At 59.6% G+C, this 12370-nt stretch carries 11 protein-coding genes; all 11 read right to left on the bottom strand.

What is annotated here, in order from left to right:
• Nucleotides 1–68 precede the first annotated feature (68 nt).
• Nucleotides 69–1073 carry a hypothetical protein gene (locus tag QCBJ_RS22110; protein WP_145994239.1) on the bottom strand — a complete coding sequence of 335 codons (1005 nt, stop codon included), beginning with the start codon at nucleotides 1071–1073 and terminating at the stop codon, nucleotides 69–71.
• Nucleotides 1066–1539 carry a CesT family type III secretion system chaperone gene (locus QCBJ_RS22105; RefSeq protein WP_102061600.1) on the bottom strand — a complete coding sequence of 158 codons (474 nt, stop codon included), beginning with the start codon at nucleotides 1537–1539 and terminating at the stop codon, nucleotides 1066–1068. Before QCBJ_RS22105 ends, QCBJ_RS22110 begins: the two co-directional genes overlap by 8 nt.
• Before the next feature lie 362 nt (nucleotides 1540–1901).
• Nucleotides 1902–2813, bottom strand: coding sequence for a UDP-3-O-acyl-N-acetylglucosamine deacetylase (gene lpxC / locus QCBJ_RS22100; RefSeq protein WP_003171886.1), 912 nt, complete (start codon nucleotides 2811–2813; stop codon nucleotides 1902–1904).
• Between the two features lie 112 nt (nucleotides 2814–2925).
• Nucleotides 2926–4131 carry a cell division protein FtsZ gene (ftsZ, locus tag QCBJ_RS22095; RefSeq protein WP_012722300.1) on the bottom strand — a complete coding sequence of 402 codons (1206 nt, stop codon included), beginning with the start codon at nucleotides 4129–4131 and terminating at the stop codon, nucleotides 2926–2928.
• Between the two features lie 66 nt (nucleotides 4132–4197).
• On the bottom strand, nucleotides 4198–5460 hold the full coding sequence (ftsA, locus tag QCBJ_RS22090; protein WP_010213031.1) for a cell division protein FtsA: 1263 nt from the start codon (nucleotides 5458–5460) through the stop codon (nucleotides 4198–4200).
• A 15-nt stretch (nucleotides 5461–5475) separates the two neighbouring features.
• Nucleotides 5476–6345, bottom strand: a complete 870-nt coding sequence (locus QCBJ_RS22085; protein WP_046034338.1) for a cell division protein FtsQ/DivIB — start codon at nucleotides 6343–6345, stop codon at nucleotides 5476–5478.
• Between the two features lie 3 nt (nucleotides 6346–6348).
• Nucleotides 6349–7305 (bottom strand): D-alanine--D-alanine ligase, encoded by a 957-nt coding sequence (locus QCBJ_RS22080; RefSeq protein ID WP_102061599.1) that lies wholly within the window; start codon nucleotides 7303–7305, stop codon nucleotides 6349–6351.
• Nucleotides 7302–8747: a UDP-N-acetylmuramate--L-alanine ligase gene (gene murC / locus QCBJ_RS22075; protein ID WP_012722297.1), complete on the bottom strand. Its 1446-nt coding sequence runs from the start codon at nucleotides 8745–8747 to the stop codon at nucleotides 7302–7304. The genes QCBJ_RS22080 and murC overlap by 4 nt, the downstream gene beginning before the upstream one ends.
• Nucleotides 8740–9810, bottom strand: a complete 1071-nt coding sequence (gene murG / locus QCBJ_RS22070) for an undecaprenyldiphospho-muramoylpentapeptide beta-N-acetylglucosaminyltransferase (protein WP_012722296.1) — start codon at nucleotides 9808–9810, stop codon at nucleotides 8740–8742. The genes murC and murG overlap by 8 nt, the downstream gene beginning before the upstream one ends.
• Nucleotides 9800–11023, bottom strand: coding sequence for a putative lipid II flippase FtsW (gene ftsW, locus QCBJ_RS22065; RefSeq protein ID WP_012722295.1), 1224 nt, complete (start codon nucleotides 11021–11023; stop codon nucleotides 9800–9802). The genes murG and ftsW overlap by 11 nt, the downstream gene beginning before the upstream one ends.
• On the bottom strand, nucleotides 11020–12366 hold the full coding sequence (gene murD, locus QCBJ_RS22060; protein WP_102061598.1) for a UDP-N-acetylmuramoyl-L-alanine--D-glutamate ligase: 1347 nt from the start codon (nucleotides 12364–12366) through the stop codon (nucleotides 11020–11022). Before murD ends, ftsW begins: the two co-directional genes overlap by 4 nt.
• Nucleotides 12367–12370 lie beyond the last annotated feature (4 nt).

The following is a 12370-nucleotide window of genomic DNA, read 5'->3' as shown; positions in this document are numbered from 1 at the left end:
CACCTGCGCCTGCCAGGTAAGTGCATCGCATCACGAACGCCGCGCCCCGCACGCCGTCAACTGTTGGCCTATGTCTTATCATCCTTTCTGACGGCCGCCTCCATATAGTTGTCCGAGAAAAAATGCCTGGCGACTTTTATCTCTGGACGATAGAAGCCATTAACAAGCTTATTCATTTCCACTTCTCCCGTACATTCAAGCATACGATGGTTTGATGCCGGTGAAAGCTTGCGAAAATCCTGAACAAGCGATAAGCCAATACCCGCACTCATGTCCCCCCTTGAAAAAACAGTCTCAAATGGATTAATTTTTCGCTTTGAGATCCGGGCGTATTCGTCACCGCTCAAGCCGTCTATATGTCGATCCAAATTTGGCGTCTGTGCAAAACGCATTTCAACCAAACTTAACCACGCTGAATCCTTGAACGCAGACGCGTCAAATTCGAAACGAAACGTGGTACCACCAAAACGGCTACTTGGCTTCTTGGGTTCGACGCCTGCCTCCAAGGCAAAAAATACAAAGTCATCATTACCCAATAGCTTTATATCTTCCTGAGGTGAATTATCAGTATTAAAAATAATACTTCGATCAATCAGTTTTTGACGGGAAAACAATGCAATGTTGCCATCCTCACGTTTTACCGGAGCGGCCGTACTATGGGTCGCATACAGAGGCACATTAAAAAACTCGGTGAGAAATTTACTTTCCTGTGCGGACAGCACACCCAGTTCGTTATAAAGTGTTTTGAGGTTATTCCTTGAAAGTTTATCAATGTGGTCTTTCTCAGCACTGGCCGGCGCGCCCCTCCATAGCGAACCGTTGTGAATCATCCGCTCATGAGACTTTCCACTGATGAATCCCCGAATCGCCTTCACAATCTGTCGAGCAGCAACATCCTTGTCTACCGTGGAACCGCTACCTGATGAACCAGGTAGTGAACCACCCAATCGGCCAGTGGCATCATCAATAGTTACTCGGCGCTTTACACCATTACTTTCCAAAACACCGACTGCCGATGCGTCAGGGAAGGTGGGAAGGGTGTCATGGGAATTGGTCGGGCTGATACTAGGCATAATGACCTCTGCTCAGGCTCTTCGCACACTGATAAGCGGGAGGCGACAGGCCGATAAGCACCTGACGTGATCGGGTGGCAAACCGGTGGGAACACTCCAGCACCCATTCAATCAGCTCATTTAGTTTCGCAATGAGCTGTGAGAGAGACAGATCGTGATCGGCGATATGACTCATCGCGACCATTGCACCTGACAGATAATTTAGCCCGACGACAGCCGTATCCTTATTCAAGTATTCAAATTGGGATTCAAACAGAAACTTATGCCAATCCAGAACCTCCGTGTCACTCATCGAGTGATCCGAGAGTTCACAAAGAATTGTCATGCTCTTTCTGACTCGATTATCATAAATTGCCAGCTTGAGCCCCTCAACTCTCAACTGGCAAGCGCGGGAAGCATCAAACTTCAGCCCGGGCAGACCGAGCGTCAGACCGAACGAGTGCAAGATAGCGTCTTCTTTACTCATGTTCGAACACTCCCGGCATAACCGACGAAGTTCATATCGAACAATCTGCCAAGCTCTAAAATCATAAACATAAACATCACTCCGAAATTCGTGGAAACCACAATTCAGAGCATCCATGCTTCACATCGAAAAACAGTACGACAGCACTACATTACTCAGACAGCTTGAATAAAGAAAACCAGCTAACTATTGCAAAAAAATTCAACACCTGGCGACCGGAACATAAACCCCTACCCGACCACAAATATATTTCCACCTCGACGCTCCATCGCCGCCCGGATAAATACAAGGCACTGAAATTCAAGCAAAAAAAAAGGCCACCCGAAGGTGGCCTTTCAAAACTAAAGAAAGAGAGTTGTTACTTACACCGCCGCAACGGGACGCATGTAAGAGATCGGTGCGGTGCTGGCATCTTCGAAGGTCACGACTTCCCAAGCGTCTGTCTGCTCAATCAACTTGCGCAGCAGCTGGTTGTTAAGGGCGTGGCCCGACTTGAAGCCTTTGAACTCGCCTATCAGGCTATTGCCCAGCAGGTAGAGGTCACCGATTGCATCGAGGATCTTGTGCTTCACGAACTCGTCTTCGTAGCGAAGGCCGTCTTCGTTCAGTACACCATCCGCGTCGACCACAATGGCGTTTTCAACGCTGCCGCCGAGTGCGAGGTTGTGCTTGCGCAGGTACTCGATATCACTCATGAAACCAAAGGTACGGGCGCGGCTGACTTCTTTTACGAACGAAGTGCTGGAAAAATCCACGCTTGCACTTTGGGTGCGGTCACGGAATACCGGGTGATCGAAATCGATCTCAAAGCTCACTTTAAAGCCTTCGAACGGGACGAAGGTGGCGCGCTTGTCGCCGTCCTCTACTGTCACTTCCCGCAGAATGCGAATGAACTTCTTGGCTGCGTCCTGTTCTTCCAGGCCGGCAGATTGAATCAAGAATACGAAGGGTCCAGCGCTGCCATCCATGATCGGGACTTCGGACGCGGAGAGCTCGACGTAGGCGTTATCGATGCCCAAACCGGCCATGGCCGAGAGCAAGTGCTCCACCGTGTCCACCTTGACGTCACCGTTGACCAATGTGGTCGACATCGTGGTTTCGCCAACGTTTTCCGCGCGAGCAGGTATCTGCACCACAGGGTCCAGGTCGGCACGCACAAACACGATGCCGGTGTCGACAGGTGCAGGCTTGAGGGTCAGGTATACCTTCTCCCCGGAGTGCAGACCTACACCTGTGGCACGAATAATATTCTTCAGAGTGCGTTGTTTAATCATGGCTTGGACCGCTTCAGCGCAAATTGCGAACTGGTATCAACAAAGGCTGGCGATAATAGCAGACCAGACCTTTGCTGAACACCAATCACCTTCATAGCCCTGATACATTCCATTAATCGGCCTGACGACGCAGGAATGCCGGGATGTCCAGGTAGTCCAGATCATCTTGCGGATTCGGGCTACGGGACGCCGCGGCACCGGCCTGAGCCTGGTTGCGCATCACGGTCGGACGGTCCAGGTCACGGTAGTTCACCGACGGCAGTTCCTGGCGCGAAGGCGCTGGAGCGGCAGCCGATTGGCTGGCGTGGCTGGCTTGGCTGTTATGCAGGGTGTTGTCGATAACCTTCACAGGCTTCTCGATTTTGGCACCCAGGCCGGTCGCAACCACAGTCACGTGCAGTTCATCGCGCATGTCCGGATCGATCACGGTACCGACTTTGACCATCGCGTGCTCGGAAGCGAAGGCTTCGATGATGCTACCCACGTCGGAGTACTCACCCAGGGACAGGTCAGGACCGGCGGTGATATTCACCAGGATGCCGCGTGCACCTTGCAGGTTCACGTCTTCCAGCAACGGGTTGCGGATAGCCGCTTCAGTGGCTTCACGTGCACGGTTCGGACCGCTGGCGCAGCCAGTGCCCATCATCGCCATGCCCATTTCGCTCATCACGGTACGTACGTCGGCAAAGTCGACGTTGATCATGCCTGGGCGCTTGATGATGTCGGAGATACCGCGAACGGCACCGGCCAGTACATCGTCAGCCTTGGCGAACGCGGACAGCAGGCTTGCGTCCTTGCCCAGGATAGTCAGCAGCTTCTCGTTAGGAATGGTGATCAACGAGTCGACGCTTTCAGACAGCAGACGGATGCCTTCGTCGGCGATCTGCATGCGCTTGCGACCTTCGAACGGGAACGGACGAGTCACCACAGCGACCGTCAGGATGCCCATTTCCTTGGCCACTTCGGCAATGATCGGCGCCGCACCGGTACCGGTACCGCCGCCCATGCCCGTGGTGATGAACACCATGTTGGTGCCTTGCAGCACTTCCGCAATACGCTCACGGTCTTCCAGGGCGGCTTGACGGCCGACTTCCGGATTGGCGCCAGCGCCGAGGCCCTTGGTCACGGCTGTGCCCAATTGCAGGATGGTCCGCGCGCCGATGCTTTTCAGCGCCTGAGCATCAGTGTTGGCGCAGATGAATTCAACGCCTTCAATGTTGCTCTTGACCATATGGTTGACAGCGTTGCCGCCGCCACCACCAACACCAATCACTTTGATGACCGGGCTGGCGGGGATGTTGTCTACGAGTTCGAACATGTTCCCTCTCCTTTCGTTTTCTCTAGTTTTTTCGCCTACTGCTTACTGCGGTGTTGCGGTAAATCGTTAGAAATTGCCCTTGACCCAAGCCTGCAGCCGCTCGAACAACGGCGCTTTCGCCTCGTCGTCGCTGCGGTAGCTGTCACGGTTGCTCGGGCCCGACAGGGAAATGCCGTCGGTCTGCTTTTGCAGCCCGTACAACAGCAAGCCCACACCGGTGGAATAAATCGGGTTGCGCACCACGTCGCCCAGGCCTTTGACGCCATGGGGTACGCCCAGGCGAACCGGCATGTGGAAGATTTCCTCGGCCAGTTCGACCGCGCCTTCCATCTTCGAGGTGCCACCGGTCAGCACGATGCCGGCCGGGATCAAATCTTCGTAGCCGCTGCGGCGCAGTTCAGCCTGGATCAGGGTGAACAGCTCGTCGTAACGCGGCTCGACCACTTCAGCCAGAGCCTGGCGCGACAGTTCGCGCGGTGGACGGTCGCCCACGCTTGGCACCTTGATGGTCTCGCCGGCACCGGCCAGCTTGGCCAGGGCGCAGGCGTAGCGGATCTTGATTTCTTCGGCGTACTGGGTCGGCGTACGCAGCGCCATGGCGATGTCGTTGGTGACCTGGTCGCCGGCAATCGGGATCACGGCGGTGTGACGGATCGCACCCTCGGTGAAGATCGCGATGTCGGTGGTGCCGCCGCCGATGTCGACCAGGCAGACGCCCAGCTCTTTTTCGTCGTCGGTCAGTACCGAGTAAGCCGAGGCCAACTGCTCAAGAATGATGTCGTCGATTTCCAGGCCGCAGCGGCGCACGCATTTTTCAATGTTCTGTGCAGCATTGACGGCGCAGGTCACCACGTGAACCTTGGCTTCCAGACGTACGCCCGACATGCCCAGGGGCTCGCGAACGCCTTCCTGGTTATCGATCACGTAGTCCTGCGGCAGGGTGTGCAGCACGCGCTGGTCAGCCGGGATCGCCACGGCCTGGGCAGCGTCGAGGACGCGCTCAAGGTCGGCCGAGCTGACTTCGCGGTCGCGGATCGCCACGATGCCGTGGGAGTTCAGGCTACGGATATGGTTGCCGGCCACGCCGACGAACGCCGAGTGAATCCGGCAACCCGCCATCAGCTGCGCTTCTTCGATGGCGCGCTGGATCGATTGCACGGTGGACTCGATGTTCACCACCACGCCCTTCTTCAGGCCCCGGGACGGATGCGTGCCAATACCGACGATTTCGATGACGCCGTCTTCCCCGACCTCGCCCACCAGCGCCACCACCTTGGAGGTGCCGATATCGAGACCGACGATCATTTTGCCGCTTTGCACGTTTGCCATGGGTCCTGCCTCTTCTTAATTCTTCGCGACAGCGGGTTGCGCTGCCGTGGGCGCAGCCGGTTCACGCCAGCCGACGGCAAGGCCGTTGGCGTAACGCAGGTCGACGCTCGCAATGTTCGTAATCTGTTCTTTCAAGGTCTTGTCATAGATGGCAATGAAGCGGCGCATCTTTTCCACCAAGCGGTCGCGTCCCAGCAACAACTGGATGCCCGGGCCGGAACTGCCTGCCCCGGTCGTCAAAAACCAGCTGCCCCGTTCACGCAGTTCCAGTCGTGCAATGGAGAAGCCCAGTGGCCGCAGCATCTGGCTCAAGGCCTGGTACTGCTGCATCACTTGCTGCTGCGCCCGCTGCGGCCCGAACAGCTGCGGCAGGTGCTCGTAATTGGCCAGCTCACGCGGGGTGAATGCCTGGCCCTGGTTGTTCAACAGCGCCTCGTCACCCCAACGGGCCACGGGCAGTTGTTCTTCCAGGCGGATCGTCACCTGGTCCGGCCACACGCGGCGGACCTCGGCGTGGGCGATCCACGGCATCTGTTCCAACTCGGCGCGCATACCCGCCAGGTCGATGGTAAAGAAGCTCGCCGCCAGGTACGGGCCGATGCGCTGCTGTACCGCTTGCTGACTGATGTAACTCAGGTCGCCCTGTACGCTGATCTTGGTGATCGGCCGGTCGGCGTACGGCAATAGACGCTGTGCGCCCTCGTAAGTGCCGAAGCCCAACACCACCAGCAGCACCGGCCAGAACAGCGCCTTGAGGAAACCAAAATTGGCTTTCGGCAGGCGCGCCGACATCGGCTCTTTAGCCACCATTCGGCTGGCACCCCGTGGCACCGGCTTGCGGCTCGGTGCTTGTGGGGGCTGATGACGAAGCGATGCGCCTTTCATGTCTTAGCCTCTGGGCTCAATGCTTGCGGCCAGGATCGCCAGCACCAACTGCTGGAAGTCCAGACCGGCGGCACGGGCGGCCATAGGTACCAGGCTGTGATCGGTCATGCCCGGTGCAGTGTTGACTTCCAGGAACCAGAAATTCCCTTGGTCATCCTGCATCACGTCTGCCCGCGCCCAACCGGCGATACCCAGCGCCTCACAGGCTTTCGCCGTGAGGTCCATCAATTCCTGTTCCTTGGCTGCGTCGAGGCCGCACGGGATCCGGTACTGGGTATCGGAAGCCACGTACTTGGCGTCGTAGTCGTAAAAGGTGTGGGGCGTGCCCAATGCGATAGGCGGCAATACCTGGCCACGCAGGGTGGCGATGGTGTACTCGGGACCTTGGATCCACTGTTCCACCAACACTTGCGAATCGTAGGTACTTGCCGCTTTCCATGCGTCGATCAATTCGGCGGCCGAGTTCACTTTAGCCATGCCGATACTGGAGCCTTCATGGGCTGGTTTGACGATCAAAGGCAGGCCCAGTTCCTTGGCTGAAGAAATACAATCGTCTTCGCTGCACAGCACACTGTGACGCGGTGTTGGAATACCCAGGCTGTGCCACACCTGCTTGGTGCGCAGCTTGTCCATGGCCAGCGCCGAGGCGAGGATGCCGCTGCCGGTATAAGGAATGCCGGCGCACTCCAGCAGGCCTTGCATGCTGCCGTCTTCACCGCCACGACCGTGCAGGATGATGAAGGCACGGTCGATCTTCTCGGCCTGCAGGCGAGCGAGGAAATCATCGCCCACATCGATGCCGAACGCGTTCACACCGGCGCTTTGCAGGGCTTCGAGCACGGCGTTGCCGGACTTGAGCGACACTTCGCGCTCGGCGCTCTTGCCGCCGAACAGCACCGCCACGCGGCCGAAGTCGGCTGGCGTGATGGTCGAGAACAGGGAGCCGTAGTCAGTGGTCATTTCGACTTCCCCTGGGCGGCTGCAAACAGCGGACTGGCGAGCAACTTAGGTGCTAGACCACCGATATCACCAGCGCCCTGGCACAGCAGGATGTCGCCGGCACGCAGCAGCGGCTTGACGATCGGCGCCAGGTCCACACCGCGCTCGATGTAGATCGGGTCCAACTGGCCACGCTGGCGGATGCTGTTGCACAGCTTGCGGCTGTCGGCGCCCGGGATCGGCTCTTCACCGGCCGGGTAGACTTCCATCAGCAGCAGCACGTTGGCATCGGCCAGTACATTGACGAAGTCGTCATACAGGTCGCGGGTACGGCTGTAGCGGTGCGGCTGGTACACCATCACCAGGCGGCGCTCCGGCCAGCCACCCCGCACAGCCTTGATCACGGCGGCGACTTCGGTCGGGTGGTGACCGTAATCGTCCACCAGCATCACATCGCCGCCTTCTACCGGCAGTTGGCCGTAGACCTGGAAGCGACGGCCAACACCGGCAAAGCGCGACAGGCCTTCGACGATGGCTTCATCGCTGACGCCTTCATCGGTGGCGATGCAAATGGTCGCCAGGGAATTCAACACGTTGTGGTTGCCCGGCATGTTCACCGAGACGTCCAGCGGCTCACGGTCGGGACGCAGCACGGTGAAGTAGGTTTGCATGCCTTCCTGGCGCACATTGATCGCGCGCACGTCGGCGTCTTCGCTGAAGCCGTAGGTCACGGTCGGGCGCTTGACCTGCGGCAGGATTTCACGCACCACCGGATCATCCAGGCACACCACGGCCAGACCGTAGAACGGCAGGTTGTGCAGGAACTCGACGAAGGTTTTCTTCAACTTGTTGAAGTCACCGTCGTAGGTCGCCATGTGGTCGGCGTCGATGTTGGTGACCACGGCCACCAGCGGTTGCAGGTGCAGGAAGCTGGCATCACTTTCGTCGGCTTCGGCGATCAGGTAACGGCTGGTGCCGAGCTGGGCATTGGTACCGGCTGCATTCAGGCGGCCACCGATGACAAACGTCGGGTCCAGGCCACCGGCGGCGAATACCGAGGCGATCAGGCTGGTGGTGGTGGTCTTGCCATGGGTACCGGCGACGGCAATGCCGTGGCGGTAGCGCATCAACTCGGCCAGCATCTCGGCGCGTGGCACCACGGGAATGCGGCGCTCAAGGGCCGTCGCCACTTCCGGGTTGGAGGTGTTCACGGCGCTGGAAACCACCAGCACGTCAGCCTCAGCGGCGTTCTCGGCACGGTGGCCGATAAAGATCTGTGCGCCAAAGGATTTCAGGCGATCGGTGACCGGCGACTCTTTCAAGTCGGAGCCGGATACCTGATAACCCAGGTTCAGCAGCACTTCGGCAATGCCGCACATACCCACGCCGCCGATACCAACGAAGTGGATGCGACGGATGCGGCGCATCTCAGGTTGTGGCATGGCTTTCTGATTCTCAACCATGGGCCACCTCCAGGCAGATATCGACCACGGTGCGGGTTGCGTCAGGTTTGGCCAGGCGGCTTGCGGTGCTCGCCATGCTGTTGAGTCGTTCCGGTTGCATCAAAACCTCGGTCAGGCGTGCGGCCAAATCGGCGGCGCCAGTCGTTCTTTGCGGCAGCAGGAAGGCAGCGCCCTCCCCGGCCAAATATTCGGCGTTGCGGGTCTGATGATCGTCAATCGCATGGGGCAAAGGCACCAGCAAGGACGGCAGACCGGCGGCGGCCAGTTCACTGACGGTCAGCGCACCAGCGCGACAGACCACCAGGTCGGCCCAGCCATAGGCATGGGCCATGTCTTTGATGAAAGGCTGTACGTTCGCCTCCACACCGGCTTCGCGGTAACGCGTGGCGGTGACTTCATCGTGGTTCTTGCCGGCCTGGTGGAAGATCTCCGGGCGCAATTCTGCAGGGAGTTGCGCCACCGCTTCCGGCAGCAATTTGTTCAGCGGCTCGGCGCCCAGGCTTCCGCCCAGGATCAGCAGGTGCGCCTTGCGCCCGGCCAACGCCTGGCGGGCGATGTCCATGAACAGTTCGGTGCGCACCGGGTTGCCGGTGGTGCGGCGCTTGTCCGACGCACTGAACGTATTCGGGAACGCTTCACACACCCGTGCGGCCAAGGGCACCAGCAAGCGGTTGGCGGTGCCGGCGACGGCGTTCTGTTCGTGCACAATCACCGGCACGCCGGCGAGCTTCGCCGCCACACCACCAGGACCGGTCACATAACCGCCAAACCCGAGCACACACACCGGCTGCACGTCGCGAATCACTTTGCGCGCCTGCCACACCGCCTTGAGCAACACGAACGGCGCCTTGAGCAGAGACAGTTTGCCCTTGCCGCGCAGGCCGGTGACGTTGATCAGGTGCAGCGGCAAGCCAGCATTGGGCACCAGTTCATTTTCGATGCCACGCGGTGTACCCAACCAGTGCACGGTGTAGCCACGGTTCTGGAATTCCCGCGCGCAGGCCAAAGCCGGGAACACGTGGCCCCCGGTGCCGCCAGCCATGATCAGCACGTTAGCGCCCATGGGTCGGCTCCTCGGCGAAGTCGCTTTCGCTGAACTCCATCTCTTCGCTGCCCAGGTGGGTACGACTCTCCCACTCAATGCGCAGCAACAAGCCAAGACAGGCGCAGCAGATCACCAACGAACTGCCGCCGTAGCTGAGGAACGGCAACGTCAGGCCCTTGGTCGGCAGCAGGCCGACGTTCACGCCGATATTGATCAGGAACTGGCCGATCCACAGGAACGACAAGCCGTACGCCACGTAAGCAGCGAAATACTGTTTGGCCTTCTCGGCCCACATGCCGATGTACATGCCGCGCACACACACGAACACGAACAACGCGACGGTGCACAGCGAACCCACCACGCCCAATTCTTCGGCCAACACCGAGAACACGAAGTCGGTGTGCGCTTCCGGCAGGTAGAACTGTTTTTGCACGCTGTTGCCCAGGCCGACGCCCAGCCACTCGCCACGACCAAAGGCGATCAACGCCTGGGTCAATTGGTAACCGGAGCCGAACTGATCGGACCAGGGGTCGGTAAACGTGATCAGACGCGCCATCCGGTAGGGTTGCGCTTGCACGAGCACCGTCACCGCCGCCACCGCCAGCACCACCATCAAGGTGAAGCGGAACAGGCCCACGCCGCCGAGGAACAACATCGCCGCCGCCGCCCCCATCATCACGACGGTGGCCCCGAAGTCGGGCTCCATCAGCAGCAGGCCAGCCATGGGCAACAGCACGATGAACGGTTTGAAAAAGCCCATCCAGCTTTCGCGCACTTCTTTCTGGCGACGTACCAGGTAACCGGCGAGGTAAATCACCACGAACACCTTGGCGATTTCCGACGGCTGCACGTTGAACGCGCCGAAGCCGATCCAACGCATCGAACCGTTCACCTCCCGGCCGATGCCGGGCAGGATCACCATGATCAGCAAGCCGAACGCCCCGATCAGCATCAGCCAGCCCAGGCGTTGCCAGGTAGCGATGGGAATCATCATGGTAACGATGCAGGCACCGAGGCCGATCACCAGGTAAACCAAGTGCCGGATCATCATGTAGAGCGTGTTGCCCGACTGTACGGCAGCCACTTCAGAGGACGCCGAAGTGATCATCACCAACCCCAGGCCCAGCAACGCCAGGCAACCGGCGAGCATCGGGAAATCCAGGTCGATACCGCGCCCGGTAATGATCGGCGACGGGTACGGCTTGATGATGTTTCTGAAGTCGATACTCATGCCAAGGCCTCCACGGCGCGGGCGAACAGCTGGCCGCGCTCTTCGTAGTTCTTGAACATGTCGAAGCTGGCGCACGCCGGTGACAGCAACACCGCATCGCCCGGCTGGGCCAGGGCTTTGCAGTGGGCGATGGCGTCGTCCAGCGACGTGGCGCGGACTTGCGGCACGGCATCGCCCAGGGCGGCGGCGATCAAGTCAGAATCGCGCCCGATCAGCACCACGGCACGGCAATGCGTGGCCACCGGGCCTTTAAGGTCCTTGAAGTCGGCGCCCTTGCCGTCGCCACCGGCGATCAGCACCAGCTTGCCTTCAATATCGGCGCCAAGGCCTTCGATGGCAGCCAGGGCCGCACCGACGTTGGTGGCCTTGGAATCGTTGTAATAGCTGACGCCGTGGAGGTCACGCACCCACTGGCAGCGATGCTCGAGGCCGCCGAAGGTGCGCAGGCTCGAGAGCATGGCGTCGAAGGGCAAGCCCACGGCATGCCCGAGCGCCAAGGCCGCAAGGGCGTTGGACTGGTTATGCGCGCCACGAATTTTCAGCTCGCGCACCGGCATCAGGTTCTGGAATTCGAAGGCCAGGTACTTCTCGCCGTGCTCTTCGCGGATGCCGAAGGCTTTGAAATCGGGTTTGCTCAGGCCGAAGGTCCAGCACGGCAGGCCCTCGCCCATCAGCGGACGGCTCAGCGCATCCTGGCGGTTGACCACCACTTGCTTGGCGCCGCGGAAGATTCGGTGCTTGGCCAGGTGATAGGCCGGCAGGCCGCTGTAGCGGTCCATGTGATCTTCGCTGACGTTCAAGACGGTGGCAACTTCGGCACCAAGGTCGTGAGTCGTTTCCAGCTGGAAGCTCGACAGCTCCATCACGTACAACTCGATGTCGTCGCTGAGCAGGTCCAGCGCCGGCGTACCGAGGTTGCCGCCCACGGCGACACGCTTACCGGCCGCCACAGCCATCTCGCCAACCAGGGTGGTGACGGTGCTTTTTGCGTTGGAACCGCTGATCGCCACGATCGGCGCCTTCGCGTGACGCGCGAACAGGTCGATATCGCCGGACAGTTTCACGCCACGCGCCGCTGCGGCTTGCAGGGCCGGTGTCGCCAACGCCAGGCCGGGGCTCACGTAGAGCTCATCGGCGCGGCACAGAAACTCGACATCCAGCTCGCCACAACGCACTTCCACGTGCGGGTAGTCACGGCGCAGCGTGACCAACTCCGGTGGATTTTCCCGCGTATCGGCCACAGCAAACGGCTTGCCCCGGTTCGCCAGGAAGCGAACCAGGGACATGCCGCTCTTGCCGAGGCCGACAACGATGCGGAAGTGGTCTGAAGCGATCAGGGACACTCGT

Origin of the sequence: Pseudomonas sp. QC2 (genome assembly GCF_002859085.1) — a bacterium.
Classification (GTDB): domain Bacteria; phylum Pseudomonadota; class Gammaproteobacteria; order Pseudomonadales; family Pseudomonadaceae; genus Aquipseudomonas; species Aquipseudomonas petroselini.
Note: the sequence above shows the minus strand (reverse complement) of the source record. Positions and strands in the feature narration are given on the sequence as shown.

Excerpts from the sequence above, each read along its gene's own strand:
- QCBJ_RS22110 (WP_145994239.1), bottom strand. The coding sequence starts at position 1,073 with ATGCCTAGTATCAGCCCGACCAATTCCCATGACACCCTTCCCACCTTC.
- QCBJ_RS22105 (WP_102061600.1), bottom strand. The coding sequence starts at position 1,539 with ATGAGTAAAGAAGACGCTATCTTGCACTCGTTCGGTCTGACGCTCGGT.
- lpxC (WP_003171886.1), bottom strand. The coding sequence starts at position 2,813 with ATGATTAAACAACGCACTCTGAAGAATATTATTCGTGCCACAGGTGTA.
- ftsZ (WP_012722300.1), bottom strand. The coding sequence starts at position 4,131 with ATGTTCGAACTCGTAGACAACATCCCCGCCAGCCCGGTCATCAAAGTG.
- ftsA (WP_010213031.1), bottom strand. The coding sequence starts at position 5,460 with ATGGCAAACGTGCAAAGCGGCAAAATGATCGTCGGTCTCGATATCGGC.
- QCBJ_RS22085 (WP_046034338.1), bottom strand. The coding sequence starts at position 6,345 with ATGAAAGGCGCATCGCTTCGTCATCAGCCCCCACAAGCACCGAGCCGC.
- QCBJ_RS22080 (WP_102061599.1), bottom strand. The coding sequence starts at position 7,305 with ATGACCACTGACTACGGCTCCCTGTTCTCGACCATCACGCCAGCCGAC.
- murC (WP_012722297.1), bottom strand. The coding sequence starts at position 8,747 with ATGGTTGAGAATCAGAAAGCCATGCCACAACCTGAGATGCGCCGCATC.
- murG (WP_012722296.1), bottom strand. The coding sequence starts at position 9,810 with ATGGGCGCTAACGTGCTGATCATGGCTGGCGGCACCGGGGGCCACGTG.
- ftsW (WP_012722295.1), bottom strand. The coding sequence starts at position 11,023 with ATGAGTATCGACTTCAGAAACATCATCAAGCCGTACCCGTCGCCGATC.